The sequence below is a fragment of the Streptomyces sp. NPDC052721 genome (genome assembly GCF_040678315.1).
Taxonomy (GTDB): domain Bacteria; phylum Actinomycetota; class Actinomycetes; order Streptomycetales; family Streptomycetaceae; genus Streptomyces.
Genome location: NZ_JBFATL010000005.1, coordinates 270714 through 285654 on the forward strand (window position 1 = coordinate 270714; position 14941 = coordinate 285654).

The 14941-nt window shown below is 72.0% G+C and carries 16 protein-coding genes and 1 tRNA gene; 3 read left to right on the forward strand and 14 right to left on the reverse strand.

Annotated elements, in window-relative coordinates; genetic code table 11:
- Positions 1 to 3: 3 nt before the first annotated feature.
- Both AB0L21_RS08005 and AB0L21_RS08010 read right to left on the reverse strand, forming a co-directional pair.
- Positions 4 to 177: a hypothetical protein gene (locus AB0L21_RS08005; RefSeq protein WP_365699502.1), complete on the reverse strand. Its 174-nt coding sequence runs from the start codon at positions 175 to 177 to the stop codon at positions 4 to 6.
- A 69-nt stretch (positions 178 to 246) separates the two neighbouring features.
- The gene (locus AB0L21_RS08010) at positions 247 to 1611 is read right to left on the reverse strand and encodes an MFS transporter (RefSeq protein ID WP_365782851.1); all 1365 of its coding nucleotides are present in this window, start codon (positions 1609 to 1611) and stop codon (positions 247 to 249) included.
- 302 nt (positions 1612 to 1913) lie between these two features.
- On the opposite strand from AB0L21_RS08010, the gene AB0L21_RS08015 reads away from it, so the two are divergent.
- Positions 1914 to 2780: a helix-turn-helix transcriptional regulator gene (locus tag AB0L21_RS08015; protein ID WP_365782853.1), complete on the forward strand. Its 867-nt coding sequence runs from the start codon at positions 1914 to 1916 to the stop codon at positions 2778 to 2780.
- Positions 2781 to 2866: 86 nt separating this feature from the next.
- Here AB0L21_RS08015 and AB0L21_RS08020 read toward each other — a convergent pair.
- From AB0L21_RS08020 to AB0L21_RS08050, 7 genes are all read right to left on the reverse strand, one after another.
- Positions 2867 to 2939 (reverse strand) — tRNA-Ala (locus tag AB0L21_RS08020).
- Between the two features lie 92 nt (positions 2940 to 3031).
- Positions 3032 to 3703, reverse strand: coding sequence for a histidine phosphatase family protein (locus AB0L21_RS08025; protein WP_365782815.1), 672 nt, complete (start codon positions 3701 to 3703; stop codon positions 3032 to 3034).
- Positions 3697 to 4140, reverse strand: coding sequence for a ribosome silencing factor (gene rsfS, locus AB0L21_RS08030; protein WP_014672675.1), 444 nt, complete (start codon positions 4138 to 4140; stop codon positions 3697 to 3699). The genes AB0L21_RS08025 and rsfS overlap by 7 nt, the downstream gene beginning before the upstream one ends.
- A gap of 125 nt (positions 4141 to 4265) precedes the next feature.
- On the reverse strand, positions 4266 to 6020 hold the full coding sequence (locus AB0L21_RS08035; protein ID WP_365782817.1) for a LytR C-terminal domain-containing protein: 1755 nt from the start codon (positions 6018 to 6020) through the stop codon (positions 4266 to 4268).
- Between the two features lie 16 nt (positions 6021 to 6036).
- Positions 6037 to 6723, reverse strand: coding sequence for a nicotinate-nucleotide adenylyltransferase (gene nadD / locus AB0L21_RS08040; RefSeq protein WP_365782819.1), 687 nt, complete (start codon positions 6721 to 6723; stop codon positions 6037 to 6039).
- Between the two features lie 56 nt (positions 6724 to 6779).
- A complete protein-coding gene (locus tag AB0L21_RS08045) occupies positions 6780 to 6944 on the reverse strand; it encodes a hypothetical protein (protein ID WP_014672678.1) in 165 nt (54 codons plus the stop codon).
- 167 nt (positions 6945 to 7111) lie between these two features.
- Positions 7112 to 7276, reverse strand: coding sequence for a hypothetical protein (locus tag AB0L21_RS08050; RefSeq protein WP_189813311.1), 165 nt, complete (start codon positions 7274 to 7276; stop codon positions 7112 to 7114).
- Positions 7277 to 7379: 103 nt separating this feature from the next.
- Here AB0L21_RS08050 and AB0L21_RS08055 point away from each other — a divergent pair, with 103 nt between their 5' ends.
- Positions 7380 to 8465 (forward strand): M48 family metallopeptidase, encoded by a 1086-nt coding sequence (locus AB0L21_RS08055; RefSeq protein ID WP_365699507.1) that lies wholly within the window; start codon positions 7380 to 7382, stop codon positions 8463 to 8465.
- 90 nt (positions 8466 to 8555) lie between these two features.
- On the opposite strand, the gene AB0L21_RS08060 is transcribed toward AB0L21_RS08055, so the two are convergent.
- The 5 genes from AB0L21_RS08060 to proB form a co-directional block, all read right to left on the reverse strand.
- A complete protein-coding gene (locus AB0L21_RS08060) occupies positions 8556 to 9626 on the reverse strand; it encodes a hypothetical protein (protein ID WP_365699508.1) in 1071 nt (356 codons plus the stop codon).
- Positions 9627 to 9714: 88 nt separating this feature from the next.
- On the reverse strand, positions 9715 to 10314 hold the full coding sequence (locus tag AB0L21_RS08065) for a hypothetical protein (RefSeq protein ID WP_365782821.1): 600 nt from the start codon (positions 10312 to 10314) through the stop codon (positions 9715 to 9717).
- 116 nt (positions 10315 to 10430) lie between these two features.
- Complete coding sequence (locus tag AB0L21_RS08070) at positions 10431 to 11717, reverse strand: glutamate-5-semialdehyde dehydrogenase (RefSeq protein ID WP_365782823.1); 1287 nt, start codon at positions 11715 to 11717, stop codon at positions 10431 to 10433.
- Between the two features lie 181 nt (positions 11718 to 11898).
- A complete protein-coding gene (locus AB0L21_RS08075; RefSeq protein WP_103810746.1) occupies positions 11899 to 12324 on the reverse strand; it encodes a hypothetical protein in 426 nt (141 codons plus the stop codon).
- A gap of 213 nt (positions 12325 to 12537) precedes the next feature.
- Positions 12538 to 13644: a glutamate 5-kinase gene (gene proB / locus AB0L21_RS08080; protein ID WP_365782855.1), complete on the reverse strand. Its 1107-nt coding sequence runs from the start codon at positions 13642 to 13644 to the stop codon at positions 12538 to 12540.
- A gap of 492 nt (positions 13645 to 14136) precedes the next feature.
- Between proB and AB0L21_RS08085 the strand changes: the two genes are divergently transcribed.
- Positions 14137 to 14865 carry a hypothetical protein gene (locus AB0L21_RS08085; RefSeq protein WP_365699511.1) on the forward strand — a complete coding sequence of 243 codons (729 nt, stop codon included), beginning with the start codon at positions 14137 to 14139 and terminating at the stop codon, positions 14863 to 14865.
- The last annotated feature ends 76 nt before the right edge of the window (positions 14866 to 14941 follow it).

Consider the following 14941-nt stretch of genomic DNA (forward strand, 5'->3'; position numbering starts at 1 on the left):
CGATCAGCTCCAGCTGTGGCCGCAGGCCGTGCACACGTAGGAGATTCCGCCGTTGTCGCCGAGGACCTGCGCCACATGCGCGGAACCGCAGGAAGGGCAGCTCAGCCGGGCGGTCGTGTCCCGTATCAACGCCGCACCGAGGAGGTGGCCGACCTCCTCAAGGATGCTCGCAGGCATCGCTACTCCCTCCCGTCGGGCCGCGCCCCCTTCCGGCCGTTTGATTCTGCCACGACCGGACCGATACGGTCAGCGACGCCTCAGTACCAGTCCGGACACGGCTCCCGCCGCAGCCGTTCCGGCCAGTGCCCAGGCGCACACCGAGAAGGCCTCCGCAGAGGGATACGAGCGCAGCGCCCCGAACGACTCAAGCCGGTTCAGGAACAGTGTGCCGAAAGCGGCGACGCCGATCAGCTGACCGAGTTGCGCGACCGTCGCCAGCAGGCCGCTGGCGTCCGCCGCGTCCTCGGGCCGCACGGTGGCCAGGGCCCCGGTGAGCGTCGGGCTGAAGGCGAGAGCCAGCCCGGCACCCGTGCCCGCGTACCCCGCGTACAGGACCGCTCCCCCGTCACCGCCGCCGTGGAAGGCGAGCCCGACGACGGCGACGGACACCGCGGTGAGCGCGAACCCGGCCGGCACGAGGGCCCGCTGCCAGGCGGCCGGCCACCTTCGCCAGGTGAGGCTGACGGCGCCGAAGACGGCCGCGGTCGGCGCGAAACTCAGTCCCGCCCGCAGGGCGCTGTAGCCGAGGCCGCCCTGGACGTGCAGGGTCAGCGCGAACAGGAAGCCGGCGTTGACCGACATCACGGCGAGGATCCGGAAGACGGCGAGACCGATGCCGGGATGCCGCAGCACCCGGGGCGTGATGAGCGGGGCGCCGCCACGCCTGGCCAGCCGGGACTCGTAGCCGCAGAACAGGGCGAACAGCACCGCCGCCGCGGCCAGCGACAGCCAGGACCACAGCGGCCAGTCCTCCTCCTGCCCGAGCACCAGCGGCACCGTCAGCAGCGACACGGCGGCGCCGAGCAGCACCAGGCCAGGCAGGTCGAGCGCCCGGCCCCGCTCCCGCCCGCCCGCACGGCCCAGCGGCAGGACCCACCGGCCCAGCACGAGCAGCAGCGCGCCCACCGGCACGTTGACCAGGAACACCGGCCGCCAGCCGGCGCCGAACAGGTCGGCGCTGACCAGCACCCCGCCGGCGACCTGTCCGGCCGCCGCACCGACGGCCAGGACGGCCGAGTAGGCGCCGAGCGCCCGCGCCCGGGCCTCCCCGGTGAAGGTGCGCTGGATGAGGCTGAGCACCTGCGGGATCATCAGCGCCGAGCCCGCGCCCTGCACCAGCCGGAACACGATCAGCTCGGTCGATCCCCGAGCCAGTCCGCAGGCGAGCGAGGCCGCGGTGAACAGGGCCAGACCGGCGAAGTGGACCCGGCCGTGGCCGAGCCGGTCGCCGAGCCGGGCCCCGGTGATCAGGAGCACGGAGTAGGTGATGGTGTAGCCGGCGATGACCAGCTGCAGGTCGGCGCCGGAGGCGTGCAGTCCGGAACCGATCGTCGGGGCCGCGACGTTCACGATGAAGACGTCGAGGGCCGCCATGAACAGGGCGGCGAGCAGCACGCCGAGCAGCAGCCGGGGCCGATTGTCAGTGGCGGGTGCTTCACTGTCCGTGATGGGTGAGACGGCCCGGCCGGCGGCCGGGACGTCACTGTCAGTGGCGGGTGCTTCACTGGTCGCAAGGTTCGGGACCGGCTCGGTGCCCGGACCGGTACGGGATGTCGTCGTCATGGCGTCGAGCGTGACGACGGGCCGGTACCGGTGCCGAGTGCCCGCCGATGCTGGTACTGCCAGCACCTGGCATGGGCGGGTCCGGGTGCCGACGATGAGACGGGGACGACGGGGACGACGGGGGCATGACGATGGGGACGAGGACACAGCGACGCAGGCCCGAACTGGCCGCCTTTCTGCGCAGCAGGCGGGCGCGGGTCACACCGGCCGATGTGGGGATGCCGCCGGGCCTGCGGCGGCGCACACCCGGGCTGCGCCGGGAGGAGGTCGCCCAGCTCTCGGGCGTGGGCGTGACCTGGTACACGTGGCTGGAGCAGGGCCGGCCGATCAACGCCTCGCCGCAGGTACTGGACGCGGTCGCGCGGACGCTGCGGCTGGACCCGCCGGAGCGGGAGCACCTGTACCGGCTCGCGGAGGTGCCGTTCCAGCCGGACCCCGAAGGGCTGACCCGACGGATCAGCCCGGAGGTGCAGGGCATCATCGACGCCCTCGACCCGATGCCGGCGACGGTCTACAACGCGCGGTACGACGTCCTGGCCACCAACGCGGCCTACCGGGACCTGTTCCTGGTCCCCGAGACCCTCCGGATCGGCATGCCGAACGTGCTGTGGACGCTGTTCACACTGCCGGAGAGGGCCTGTCCGCTGGTGCACCGGAAGAAGGAGCTGCCGTTGATGGTGGCGACCCTGCGGTCGTCCTACGGCAGACACGTGGGCGAGCCGACCTGGGAGGAGTACATACGCGGGCTGTCGGCGGCGAGCCCCTGGTTCGCCGAGCTGTGGGCGAGCGGTGAGGTGGCGCCTCCGGGTCCCCGGGTGAAGGTGTTCCGCCACACGGCCGTGGGCGAGATGCGGATGACCTCGCAGTCGCTCTCCATCGACGGGATGCCCGAGTGCCGGATCGTGGTCTACACGCCGGAGGACGAGGAGACGCGGGCGAAGACCGCGGTGCTGCGGGAGCGACGAGAGCGGGTGTGGCCGCCGGCGCTGAAGAAATGAAGGCAGCTGGATGCAGAAAATCCCGCCCCCTGCGGGGACGGGATCCTCATCACCGATCCTTGACAACTCAACAGAGTGTCGATCAGTGGAGCTAAGGAGAATTGAACTCCTGACCTCCTGCATGCCATGCAGGCGCTCTACCAACTGAGCTATAGCCCCTCGCGTTCTTCCCGCTCGGCGGGGCGAACAAGAAGAACTTTAGCCTGTGACCTGCCAGAAAGTGAAATCCGGGGTCGGGCACCTCGGGACGGTCAGTCGTCGTCGCCGAGGACGGGCTCCGGGAGGGTGCCCGCGTTGTGCTCCAGCAGGCGCCAGCCGCGGGCGCCCTCGCCGAGCACGGACCAGCAGCAGTTGGAGAGTCCGCCGAGGCTCTCCCAGTGCCGGGCCTCCAGGCCGAGGAGCCGGCCGATGGTGGTGCGGATGGTGCCGCCGTGGCTGACGACGACGAGCGTGCCGTCCTCCGGCAGCTTCTCGGCGTGCCGCAGCACGACGGGGGCGGCGCGGTCGGCGACCTCGGTCTCCAGTTCGCCGCCGCCGCGGCGGACCGCCTCGCCGCGCTTCCAGGCGGCGTACTCCGCGCCGTAGCGGGCGATGATCTCCTCGTGCGTCAGCCCCTGCCAGACGCCCGCGAAGGTCTCGCGCAGCCCCTCGTCGTGGGTGACGTCGAGGCCGGTGAGGGCGGCCAGCTCGGCGGCCGTGTGCGCGGCCCGCCGCAGGTCCGAGGAGACGATCGCGTCGGGCCGCAGGGAGGCGAGGAGCCGGGCGGCGCGGCGGGCCTGGCCGAGGCCCGTCTCGGTCAGCTCGACGTCCGTGGTGCCCTGGAAGCGGCGCTCCACGTTCCAGGAGGTCTGGCCGTGCCGCCACAGGATGAGGCGGCGGCCCCGGCCCCTGCGGTCGGTCACCTCGCCGGTGGCGCTCACCACGCCCCGCCCGGTTCCTGGTCGGCCTCGGCGGCCTGCGCCCTGGCGTGCTCCTCCGCCTTGCCGCGGGTGGCCTTGGCGTCGGCGGGCAGCTCCAGCTCGGGGCAGTCCTTCCACAGCCGCTCCAGGGCGTAGAAGACGCGCTCCTCGCTGTGCTGGACGTGGACGACGATGTCGACGTAGTCGAGCAGGATCCAGCGGGACTCACGGTCGCCCTCGCGGCGGACCGGCTTGGCCCCGAGGTCCTTCAGGAGGCGCTCCTCGATCTCGTCGACGATGGCCTTGACCTGGCGGTCGTTCGGGGCGGATGCCAGCAGGAAGGCGTCCGTGATCGACAGCACGTCGCTCACGTCGTAGGCGATGACGTCGTGGGCGAGCTTGTCGGCCGCCGCCTGGGCGGCGGTGTTGATGAGCTCAAGAGAACGGTCGGTGGCGGTCACTACATGGCTTTCCGTCGGCGGTCGTTTGTCATCAAGGGTCTCACGGACCGCCCGGCGCACCCCACGTGATTACGGCATCACGTGGGGTGCCCCCGGCCGCGCTGCGGTTCGGCGGCGGCTCGGGGTCAGGAGGAGGACGGCTTGTAGTCGCTGCCGAGGATCACCGAGACGTCGGCGCCGGAGGAGACACTGCCCTTGGTCACGGAGCCGGCGGGCAGCCCGAGGGTCTTGGCGACCTCGGTGGCGTTCGCCTTGTCGGCGGCGTTTGCGTAGAGCACCTTCGAGGCGGCCTGGGTGCCGGAGGCGGCGCCGCCCTCCAGGAAGGTGAAGCCGCCGTTGAGGAGCACGACGCGCGCCTTCTCCGTGTCGTCCTTCACACCGGTGGCGTTCTGGACGGAGACCCGGACCGAGGAGCCGGCGTCGGGGCTCTTGGCGGTGCCGCCGAGGATGTCCTTCACCACGCTGTCGCTGGTCCGCGCGGTGAGGGTGCCGTCGGACTGCACGGGCAGCAGGGCGGTTCTGTAGTCGCCGCTCTTGGCGAGGTCGGCGAGCTTGGCGAGGAAACCGCCGAGGTCCTTGTCGGTCAGCGGCGGGTCCAGGATCTGCGCGAGGGTCTGCACGGTGGTGGTGGCGGACGAGGGGTCGGAGGACATCTTGCGCAGCACGCCCTGCATGACCTGGCCGAACCGCTCCAGCTGGGCGTTCTCGGACTCGCCGGCGGCGCGGTAGGTGGCGTAGGCGACGGCCATCTTGCCGCTGAGGGTCTGGTCCTGGCCCTTGTGGACGAGCGGCGCGGTGCCCTTCTTCTTGGTGTCCGGGTCGGGCACGTCGGTGTTGGTGTCGATCTCGATGTTGCCGACGAGTTCGACGAGGTTCTGCAGGTAGGGGGTGTCGAGGCGCCAGGTGCCCTGGATTCTGGTGCCCAGGACCGTGTCGAGCTGGTCGCGGGTGCCGGAGGCACCGTCGTCGTCCACGGACTTGGCGAGGGTCGTGGTGGAGCCGTCGTCGTCGGTCAGCGCGAGGGCGTTGGGCAGCAGGACCGTGGTGCCCTGCTTGGTGGTGGTGTTGTCGACCAGCAGCGCGGTGGAGGTGCCGCTCTTGCCGGTGTTGTGCAGGTGGACGACGATCACATCGCGTTTCTGGGCGGTGACCGGCGTGGCGGTGCCGGCCTTGCCGTCGGACGAGGACAGGCCGGGCAGTTTTCCGGCGAACCAGAGGTAGCCGACACCGGCGACCGCGACGAGGGCGAGGACGACGAGAAGGGCGATGATCCGGCTGCGGGCGCGGCGGCGGGCCTCCTCTCGGCGCTCGGTGCGGTTCTCCGTGAACTTCAGCCAGTCGATGACGTCCTCGGAGTCGCCGTCCGGCTCCTCGACGAAGGCGAACTGCTCGGTGTGGTAGTCCCCTTCCCCCGCGGGCGGCTCGGTCTCCTCCGGGGTGCGGGTGTCCTGGGGGAACCGGGTGTCGTCCTGGATACGGGTGTTCTCCGCGGGGCCGGCCTGCTGCGGGATGTAGGCGGTCTGCTCGGCGGCCCGGGGCTGCTGTCCGCTGCCCGCCGCCTGCCCGTAGGGGTCGTAGCCGGTGGCGTCCTGGGTGCCGGTGGCATACGGGTCGTACGGGGCCTGGGTGCCGTACGGGTCGTAGGCGTGCGGCTGTTGGACGGAGCCGTAGGAGGGCGCCTGCGGCTGCTGGCCGGTGGCGTAGGGGTCGTAGCCGTAGCCCTGCTGCTGGGCGTACGGGTCGTAGGCCGCCTGGTGGGACTGCGGAGCCTGCTGTGCCGGGACCTGCCCGTACACGGGCCGGCCGTACTCGTCGTAGCCGACGACTTCGTACGGGCCGGCGCCGTAGCCTGCGTCACCCGCGTCGTATCGGTCGTTCACCGGTGCCCCTCTCGGCTCACTCGCCGCGGTACAGCTCGCGCTTGTCGATGTAGCGCACGACTCCGTCCGGCACCATGTACCAGATGGGGTCTCCCTTGGCGACTCTCGCACGGCACTCTGTGGACGAGATGGCGAGCGCGGGCACCTCGACGAGCGAGACTCCGCCTTCCGGCAGGCCGGGGTCGGTCAGGTGGTGCCCGGGGCGGGTGACGCCGATGAAGTGCGCGAGGGAGAACAGTTCCTCCGAGTCGCGCCAGGTCAGCAGTTGGGCGAGGGCGTCGGCGCCGGTGATGAAGAACAGGTCGGTGTCGGGGTTGAGGGCCCGCAGATCGCGCAGGGTGTCGACGGTGTAGGTGGGGCCGCCGCGGTCGATGTCGATGCGGCTGACGGAGAACTGCGGGTTCTCGGCGGTCGCGATGACCGTCATCAGGTAGCGGTCCTCGGCCGGGGAGACCTTGCGGTGGGACTTCTGCCACGGCTGGCCGGTGGGGACGAACACCACCTCGTCCAGGTGGAACTGCGCGGCGACCTCGCTTGCCGCCACGAGGTGCCCGTGGTGGATCGGGTCGAACGTTCCGCCCATGACGCCGAGACGCCGTTTGCCGGTGTGGGCGGGGCCGTTGCCCGGTCCGTGCTGCGGCTGCTTCACCGTGTCGTCGGCGGTCTCGTGTGCCGGACCGGTAGGCATGTCCTGCTCTCCCATGCGTGCAGACCCTACCGGCCCGGCCTCGGACGTCCGGCCGGGGACGGGTGCCCCGCTCAGCGGTCGCGGTTGAAGCGCGTGGTGATCCACAGCAGCAGGAGCAGGATGAACAGGGCGCCGCCGCCGGTGAGGGCCGGGTTCAGGCTGTTGTGGTTTCCGCCGTGCTGCTCGCCCTCGGCGGCAAGGGTGACCAACTGGGCTGCTGCGCTGTGGAAGCTCATCTTCGGCAGGACCTATCGCGTGTGGGCGGAATAAAGATGTCGGCTCATCGTAAGCGGGCGGCCGTGCGGCGATCACGCCGACTCCGCCGTTGACCCCGGAGGGCACCGGCGGCTCGCACGCGGCGCGCAGCGGTCAACGCCCGCCGGCGGGGAACTTTCGACGCTCGTCAGTCGTCCTTCCGCTTGTAGCCGCGCAGCAGGAACCAGGCGGTCAGTACACAGCCGAGGACCATCACGATCAGCACGACGCGGAGCAGGTTTCCTGACCCGTGCTGCTGGACGGCGCTCGCGGCGGCCTCGGTCAGCCAGGCGGCTGCGGGGTGGTGCTCCATGACGTGGACTCCTTCGGGTGTACTGCCCGTCCACGGTATCTCCGCCTAGGCTGGGCCCCGCCTCGGGGGCACAGCGGGCACTCAGACGCACATGGGGGAAGACATGTCCGACGACGGCCACCAGCACACGGGGCACGAGCGGGTGCCGAGCAGGCAGCGCAGGCGCTTCCCGGGGATCTCCACGCGCGCGTACGAGCACCCGGCCGACCGCTCGGCCCTGGTCGCGCTGCGCAAGCTCAGCGGGTTCGACACCGTCTTCAAGGCGCTCAGCGGGCTGCTGCCGGAGCGGAGCCTCAGGCTGCTGTTCCTGTCCGACTCGGTGCGGGTCTCCGAGCGGCAGTTCTCGCACCTGCACGACATGCTGCTGGACGCCTGTTACATCCTGGACCTTCAGAAGGTCCCGCCGATGTACGTCACGCAGGACCCGCAGCCGACCGCGATGTGCATCGGCCTCGACGAGCCGATCATCGTGGTCAGCACGGGCCTGGTGGAGCTGCTCGACGAGGAGGAGATGCGGGCGGTCGTCGGGCACGAGGTGGGGCACGCGCTGTCCGGGCACTCGGTGTACCGCACCATCCTGCTGTTCCTGACGAGCCTCGCGCTGAAGGTCGCCTGGATCCCGCTGGGCAACCTGGCGATCATGGCGATCATCACGGCGCTGCGGGAGTGGTTCCGCAAGTCGGAGCTGTCCGCCGACCGGGCGGGCCTGCTGGTGGGCCAGGACGTCCGGGCCTCGATGCGGGGGCTGATGAAGATCGCGGGTGGCAACCATCTGCACGAGATGAACGTGGACGCGTTCCTGGAGCAGGCCGAGGAGTACGACTCCGGGGGCGATCTGCGCGACTCGGTGCTGAAGATCCTGAACGTGCTGCCCCGCTCGCACCCGTTCACCACCGTGCGGGCCGCCGAGCTGAAGAAGTGGGCCGAGTCCCGGGACTTCCAGCGGATCATGGACGGGCACTACGCACGGCGCAGCGCGGACAGGGACGCCTCCGTCAGTGACTCCTTCCGCGAGTCGGCGGCCAGCTACGCGAGCGATGTGAAGACCTCCAAGGACCCGCTGATGAAGCTGGTCACCGACCTCGCGGGCGGCGCGGGCGACCTGGGCGGCCGGGTCCGGCGTGGCTTCGACGGCTTCCGGAGCCCGCCGTCGGCGAAGGGGGACGCCCCGGGCGGCGGCGAGGAGTAGCCGCCAGGCCCGGCAGAGGGCGACCACCACCGGCGCCGCTCCCCCTCCGCGCCCCTCACGTCCCGCGTTCCCGCCGCGCCCCCGTGCCCCTCACACCTTCGGCTGGGCGCCGGTGGCCAGCGTCCCGCACAGGGCCGTGGCGCTGTCCGTCTCGTAGGGGTTGGTGCCCGCGGGGCCGCCCGACCGGGCCGTCTGCCCGGCCAGGAGGGGACGGAGGTAGGCCGAGGCGTCCTCGGCGCAGGCGAGGGGGCCCGCCTGGACGTAGGACGTGACCAGCTCGATCTGGTGGGTGCGCAGGTCGTCGCGGTCGAAGTGGAAGGTCACCTCGCGGCGGACCGTGAAGAGGGAGGCGGGGGTGTCGGCGGCGGCGCCGGTGGGGCGCAGGGCGTAGACGAAGGTGTGGTCGGCGGTGACCTCCAGGGTCGCCGCGTCGGCTTCGGCGGCGTGCAGGCTGCCGAAGACGCGGATCCTGTCGTCGGCCAGCTGGGCCCGGGCGGGGTCGATGCGGACGACCCAGCCCGTGGCCGCGTGCCGGCCGTCCGCCGCCGGGTGGTCGAAGCTCTGGTCGAACTGGTCGAGCTGGTCGGAGTCGATCAGGGCCCGGGCGGGGCGGACCTCGCGACCGCTGACCACCTCGGGGTAGAGCGAGGAGCGGACGATGTAGTCCTTGGCGGTGGTGAGGGCGGTCACCACCTGGCTGTCGGAGAAGTGGGCGGTGCCGCGCGAGGCCGGCAGGGGTATGCCTTCGGCGCCGGCCTCGTACGGGGCGGCGGGGCTGCGCGCGTAGAGCCTCTCGGGGTCCGCGGCGCCGGGCACCTTGCCCTGGGGGGCGAGCGGGATGACGGTCATCCGCAGGGATTCCACGGGCCGCCGGGTCTGCGGGGAGCCGTAGGGGTGGCGGACGCCCATGTAGATCGCGGTGGCGAAGGCGACGGCGATCAGCAGGACGAGGACGAGGACCTGCCGGCTGAGGCCCCGGTGCAGGGGCGGGCGGCGGCGGACGGCGTGGGCGTGGTCGGCCATCCGCTCCTCTGCGGAGAACTCCTGGAGGCGGGCAGCGCGGACGAACGACTCGTCGAAGACGACGGATCGGTATTCGTCCTCCGCACCTCCGGGGCCGCCCTCGGGTGTCCCCTCCGGTGGGTCTCCAGGCCCGCCCATACCTTCAGAGTAGGTCTCGTGAGCGCCGGGTAAACGCCCCGCTGCGCGACAACTTCTGACAGGTTCTCACCAAGCGCGGGCGGGGCGCTCAGGGGGAGGGCGGGATGGCTGAGACGGCCGGCCGGGAGTGATCGGTGGCGGAGCCGGGGGCGGGCGCGCCACCCTGTTCCGGACCGGTGGAGGCGGGGGTGGGCACGCGGTCGCGGGTGCCCGAGGAGCTTCCCCGGTAGACGGCGGCGAAGGCCAGCGCGACCATGCCGATGCCCATCACGACGGCGAGGATCCAGGCCACGGGCCGGTGCCAGCGGACCTGCCTGCCGTAGGCGCCGAAGGGGCCGTGGTGGTCGCCGACGACGTAGGTGTCGTCCAGCTCGTCATCGTCGTGATCTTGGCCGAATTCGGCGCCCTCGGGGCCGTAGCCGTCGTCGTAGTGCTCGCCCCGGGCGCGTGCGCGGCGGGCCTCCGCCTCGGAGGCCTCGGCTCTGGCCTGGGCCGCGGCCAGAAGGCGCTCCACTGCGGTCGGCTCGTGGAAGGTGGCCGCCTGTACGAAGGCCTCGTCGAAGACCACGGAGGCGAACTCTTCGTCCGACACCCCGTGGTCGTGGTCGTCGTCGGGCTCCCAGCCGTCAGGGAACGGCGTGCCCCCCACGTCCTCCGGCACGGATCCAGAGTAGACCTGGGGGGTCAATTTGGGCAGACGGTATGGAAATTCGTCTGCCTGGTGAGACGCCTTTTCCGCCGGGCCGCGGGACGGTTCACGGGACGGCCTCCGGGACCAGTGGGCCGCGGCCGGACGGGTGAACCTCAGCGGCGGACGTGTCCGTCGCCGGTGACGATGTACTTGGTGCTGGTCAGCTCCGGCAGGCCCATCGGGCCGCGGGCGTGCAGCTTCTGGGTGGAGATGCCGATCTCGGCGCCGAAGCCGAACTGACCGCCGTCGGTGAAGCGGGTGGAGGCGTTCACGGCGACGGTGGTGGAGTCGACCAGCTGGGTGAAGCGGCGGGCGGCCTGCTGGGAGGTGGTGACGATGGCCTCGGTGTGGCCGGAGGTCCACAGCCGGATGTGCTCGACGGCCTTGTCCAGCGAATCCACCACCGCGGCGGCGATGTCGTACGACAGGTACTCCGTCTCCCAGTCCTCGGCGGTCGCCTCGACCACGGTGGCCTTGGAGTCCTTGGCGTAGGCCATGACCCGCTCGTCGGCGTGGACGGTGACGCCGGCCTCGGCGAGGGCGTCCAGGGCGCGCGGCAGGAACTCGGGGGCGATGTCCTGGTGGACCAGGAGGGTCTCGGCGGCGTTGCAGACGCTGACCCGCTGGGCCTTGGAGTTGATCAGGATCTCGATGGCCATGTCGATGTCGGCCTGGGCGTCGACGTAGACGTGGCAGTTGCCGGTGCCGGTCTCGATCACGGGGACGGTGGACTCGTTGACCACGGTCTGGATCAGGGAGGCGCCGCCGCGCGGGATGAGGACGTCGACCAGGCCGCGGGCGCGCATCAGCTCGCGGACGGAGTCGCGGCTCTCGCCGGGCACGAGCTGGACGGCGTCGGCGGGCAGCCCGGCGCCGCCGACGGCGTCGCGGATCACCCGGACCAGGGCGGTGTTGGACTCGTAGGCGGAGGCCGAGCCACGCAGCAGGACGGCGTTGCCGGACTTGAGGCAGAGGGCGGCGGCGTCCACGGTGACGTTCGGGCGGGCCTCGTAGATGATGCCGACGACGCCGAGCGGGACGCGGACCTGGCGCAGGTCGATGCCGTTGGGGAGGGTGGAGCCGCGGACGACCTCGCCGACCGGGTCGGGCAGCTTCGCGACGTCACGGACGTCGGAGGCGATGGCGCGGACCCGCTCCGGGGTGAGGGTGAGGCGGTCGACGATGGCCTCGCTGGTGCCGCTCTCGCGGGCCTTGGCCACGTCCTTGGCGTTGGCCTCGACGATCTCGGCGGTCCGGACCTCCAGGGCGTCGGCGATGGCGAGCAGCGCGTCGTCCTTCACGGCGCGCGGGAGCGGCGCGAGGTCGGCGGCGGCGGCCTTGGCCCGGTAGGCGGCCTGGGTGACCGGGGACATCGAGTCGTACGGCGAGAGCGTGGTCATGAGGGAAGGGTAGTGCGCGGGGCGCGGCGGTTCAGCGGTCGTCCCACACCCCGAGACACCGCAAAAGGGGTGAACCTTCGTGGGCCGGGGAACGGCCGGCCCGCTCACTCCGGCACGGCGCACCCACTCGGCACCCTCTCACCCGGCCCCGGCTCGCCGCCCCCGGCCCACCCGGCTCCGCTCAGAACGGATGCACCCCCACCGGTGTCGCCGGGGCGGGGCCGTAGCCCTCGGCGATGCGGTGGTGGTAGGTCTCGCGGTCGATGACCTCCAGGCCGACGATCTCCCAGGGTGGCAGGCCGGCGCTCTGCCGGTGCTCGCCCCACAGGCGCAGCGCCACGGCGGCGGCGTCGTGCAGGTCGCGGGCCTCTTCCCAGTACCGGATCTCGGCGTGGTCGGTCGCGTATCTGCTGGTCAGCAGGAAGGGGTGGTCGTGGGCGAGCTGTTCCAGGGCCCGCCGCAGTTCGGGCAGGGGGACCTTCTCCCCGGAGACGCTGAGGGTGACGTGCCACAGCCTGGGCAGGTCCTTGGGCTCCTCATAGGTGTCCCCGGCCGCGACGCTCGTCAGAGCACCGCGGGACGCCGCCCCCGGGCGCACTCGTCTCACGACGGCCTCCTTCACGCATGGCTCGCATGGCTCACATGGCTCGCACGGCTCACATGCTCGTATGACTCGCTCGGCCCCTTGACGGAACCCGTCGCTTCAGCATGTCCCCCAGACAAAGTTGAGCAGGCCGCAGGGCTCCGCGTGGTGGTTTTACGGAACGTCCCCCACCGGGGTCGTTCCGTGCGCCCCGTTTTACGAGCGGTTCTGCGAGCTTCAGGGGAGCAGGAGGACCAGGTCGTCCCTGTGTACGACCTCGCGTTCGTACGCCGGGCCCAGTTCGCGGGCCAGCTCACGGGTCGAACGCCCGATCAGCCGGGGGATCTCCTTGGCGTCGAAGCTGACGAGTCCCCGGGCCACCGCGCGGCCCGCGGTGTCCCGCAGCTCGACGGGGTCGCCCGCGCTGAAGTCCCCCTCGACGGCGGCGATTCCGGCGGGCAGCAGCGATGTGCGCCGCTGGACTACCGCGTCCACCGCCCCGTCGTCCAGGATCAGGGCGCCCTGCGGGGTGGAGGCGTGCTGGAGCCAGAGGAGCCGCTCGGCGGAGCGTTTGCCGGTGGGGTGGAAGTAGGTGCCGGTGTCGCCGCCGGCCAGGGCCTCGGCCGCGTGGACGGCGCTGGTCAGCACCACCGGGATGCCGGCGGCGGCGGCGATCCGGGCCGCCTCCACCTTGGTGACCATCCCGCCGGTGCCGACGCCGGCCTTGCCCGCGCTGCCGATCTCGACGCCGGCGAGGTCCTCCGGGCCCTTCACCTCCGCGATCCGGGAGGTGCCGGGCCTGCTGGGGTCGCCGTCGTAGACGCCGTCGACGTCGGAGAGGAGGACCAGCAGGTCGGCGTGGACGAGGTGGGCGACGAGGGCGGCGAGGCGGTCGTTGTCGCCGAAGCGGATCTCGTCGGTGGCGACGGTGTCGTTCTCGTTGACGATCGGGAAGGCACCCATCGCGAGCAGCTGGTCGAGGGTGCGGGAGGCGTTACGGTGATGGGCGCGGCGGCTCATGTCGTCGCTGGTGAGCAGGACTTGGCCGACACGGACGCCGTAGCGGGCGAAGGAGGCGGTGTAGCGGGCGACGAGCAGTCCCTGGCCGACGCTGGCGGCGGCCTGCTGGCGCGCGAGGTCCTTGGGGCGGCGGCGCAGGCCGAGCGGGGCGAGGCCGGCGGCGATGGCGCCGGAGGAGACCAGCACGATCTCCTTCTCGCCTCCGCTGCGGATCTTGGCGAGGACGTCGACCAGCGCGTCGACGCGGTCGGCGTCCAGGCCGCCCGCGGCGGTGGTCAGCGAGGAGGAGCCCACCTTGACGACGATCCTGCGGGCCTCGCCCACGGCCTGCCTTGCCCTTGCCACCTGCGGTCCGTCTCCTTCACGTGCGCGTTCCGGCACCGTGCTTCCCGGCGTCCTCAATCTACGGGAAGCCGGGCGTGGCGTGCCCGCGCCGCTCAACCGACGGACAGTCCCGAGCCGGGGCCCGCCGGCGTCACCCCGCCGAGGCGGCTCCCCAGGGACGGCCGCCGAGCCGGGATCGTCCTCGAAGCCTTGCGGGTGTCGTCAGAGCCGCCCTCGCCGACGGCGCCCAGCCCGCCGGCCTCCAGCCCGGCTGCTCGACCCCTTCCGGGGTTCCCCAGCTACGGCGGCCACCTCTGCCTCCTGGCCGGCTCGCAGCACGGCAAGGACGGTTCCGTGTCGCCGGACGGCAACACCTTCGTCCAGGGACTCCGGCCCGGCCCGACCCCCAACCGGTGCGGCCCTGCAGCGGTTTGGCCGGCGTCGGACAGGGCGGTACGGCCGTGTTCGCGGCGGTCTGCGACCATGGACCCCATGCGGAGCAGAGGTTGGACACGGGCAGCGTGGGGCGGGGTCCTCGGTGGGCTGCTGGTGATGTCGGTCGCGGCGTGCGGCACTTCGGACGACGGAAGTGCGGCCCCGCGGGACCGGTCCGACGACAGGCAGCCGCGGAAGACGGCCTTCAAGCGCGTACCCGGCATCGGGGACCGGCTGTGGCGGCGGGTGCCGGCCGACTCCCGCCAGGTGGTCGCGGTGTACGGCGCGGGGAAGAACTCCCCCGACTCCACCGTCGCCCTCTTCACCAAGCACGGCACCGTCTGGAAGCAGGAACGCTCCTGGGCGGCGCACAACGGGCGGAAGGGGTGGACGACGGACCATCACGAGGGCGATCTGCGCAGCCCCGTGGGAGTGTTCACGCTCAGCGACGCGGGCGGTGTCCTCGCCGCCCCGGGGACCAAGCTGCCGTACACCCGGTCCTCGGCCTTCCAGGCGCCCCGCTACTGGAAGAAGGCGTACTGGCACGACTTCGACTACGTCATCGCCATCGACTACAACCGCGTCAAGGGCACGGCGCCCAATGACCCGACCCGGCCGCAGGGCCAGTCGAAGGGCGGCAGCATCTGGCTGCACATGGACCACGGCAGCGGCACTTCGGCGTGTGTGAGCCAGTCCGAGTCGGCGATGCGGTACCTGCTGCGGACCCTCGATCCCCGGCTGCACCCCGTCGTGGTGATGGGCGACAAGGCCGAGCTGAAGGCCTGACGGGATATCAGGGCGCGGCCGGTCCGCGCCCCGGGCGGGGGTGGGAGCCGACGAGAGCCGGGCCGTGCCGACGCCC

Bases quoted from the DNA above. Each gene is read 5' to 3' on its own strand.
- AB0L21_RS08005 (WP_365699502.1), bottom strand. From the start codon at position 177: ATGCCTGCGAGCATCCTTGAGGAGGTCGGCCACCTCCTCGGTGCGGCG.
- AB0L21_RS08015 (WP_365782853.1), top strand. From the start codon at position 1,914: ATGGGGACGAGGACACAGCGACGCAGGCCCGAACTGGCCGCCTTTCTG.
- nadD (WP_365782819.1), bottom strand. From the start codon at position 6,723: ATGGGAGAGCAGGACATGCCTACCGGTCCGGCACACGAGACCGCCGAC.
- AB0L21_RS08045 (WP_014672678.1), bottom strand. From the start codon at position 6,944: ATGAGCTTCCACAGCGCAGCAGCCCAGTTGGTCACCCTTGCCGCCGAG.
- AB0L21_RS08050 (WP_189813311.1), bottom strand. From the start codon at position 7,276: ATGGAGCACCACCCCGCAGCCGCCTGGCTGACCGAGGCCGCCGCGAGC.
- AB0L21_RS08055 (WP_365699507.1), top strand. From the start codon at position 7,380: ATGTCCGACGACGGCCACCAGCACACGGGGCACGAGCGGGTGCCGAGC.
- AB0L21_RS08060 (WP_365699508.1), bottom strand. From the start codon at position 9,626: ATGGGCGGGCCTGGAGACCCACCGGAGGGGACACCCGAGGGCGGCCCC.
- AB0L21_RS08070 (WP_365782823.1), bottom strand. From the start codon at position 11,717: ATGACCACGCTCTCGCCGTACGACTCGATGTCCCCGGTCACCCAGGCC.
- AB0L21_RS08085 (WP_365699511.1), top strand. From the start codon at position 14,137: ATGCGGAGCAGAGGTTGGACACGGGCAGCGTGGGGCGGGGTCCTCGGT.